At 59.6% G+C, this 1,002-nt stretch carries 1 protein-coding gene; it reads right to left on the bottom strand.

Features of this window, described 5'->3' with window-relative positions; translation table 11 throughout:
* Positions 1-23 precede the first annotated feature (23 nt).
* A protein-coding gene (locus tag CCC_RS21605; protein ID WP_152619672.1) for an IS5 family transposase occupies positions 24-784 on the bottom strand; the annotation gives its coding sequence in 2 pieces (ribosomal slippage) (positions 24-457 and positions 457-784; 762 coding nt in all).
* Positions 785-1,002 lie beyond the last annotated feature (218 nt).

Below are 1,002 nucleotides of genomic sequence, written 5' to 3'. Positions count from 1 at the left end.
TCTAGGCTGTAGTGACAATTTAGTCATTTGAGCCAGAACATGATGCTGGCGAGTTTGACGAAGCCCAGGAAGTTGGCGGCGAGTTTGTCATAACGCGTGGCAATCCGCCGCCATTGCTTGAGCCTGGCGAAGAAGCCTTCGATCCCCCAGCGCTGCTTGTAGGCGAAGTGGTCGTAGCAGTGCTGGTGTTTGCGATGGCGCCGAGGCGGGACTACAGGTTCGCCGCCTTGTTGGCGGATGAGGTCGTAGAACCGGTTGGCATCGTAGGCGCGATCTGCGATGACCTGATCGGCGCTCAATCCTGTAATCAGGTCGCAGGCCGGGGCCATATCGTTCTGCTGGCCGGGACCGAGCTCGAAGCGAACTGGCAGGCCCAGCGCATCGACTACGGCGTGGAGTTTGGTTCCAAATCCGCCTCGGGAGCGCCCGAGAGCCTGGGCTTGCGGTCCCCCCTTTTACGCCGTGCCCCGGCGGCTTGCGCATTGGCGCGGATTACGGTGGCATCGACCATCAACCACTCAAGATCGGGATCGGAGGTCACCGCCTCGAAGATCCGATCGAATATGCCCTGCTCAATCCAGCGGTAATAGCGGCGCTTGGCCGTCTGATACGGCCCAAACTTTTCCGGCAAATCTCGCCATCTCGCGCCAGACCGCGCCACCCAGAGGATGGCATCGAAGAAGCGTCGGCCATCGCTACGAGGTCCGCGTTTCCCCTTCCTGCCACCGGGCACAAACTCCTGCAACCGCTCCCACTGATCATCGCGCAAAACTTCGCCGTCCAAGACCGACCTCCAAAAATCAGTCTTGAATCACATCTCGGACGGCAGGGGAATCCTAAATTGTCACTACAGCCTAGCACTACTTTGGCATTTTAGGCTCCGCAGCATCCGCAAGGAGCCTGTCACAGTGAGGGCATCGTCTGGGTGGATGTCGCATGAAGAGGTTGAGGATCGCTTGCCTTATGGCCGGCAAGCTTGGTTGTGGCGGGGGTCCCGAGACT

The sequence above is a fragment of the Paramagnetospirillum magnetotacticum MS-1 genome, from assembly GCF_000829825.1.
GTDB classification, from domain to species: Bacteria; Pseudomonadota; Alphaproteobacteria; order Rhodospirillales; family Magnetospirillaceae; genus Phaeospirillum; species Phaeospirillum magnetotacticum.
Note: the sequence above shows the minus strand (reverse complement) of the source record. Positions and strands in the feature narration are given on the sequence as shown.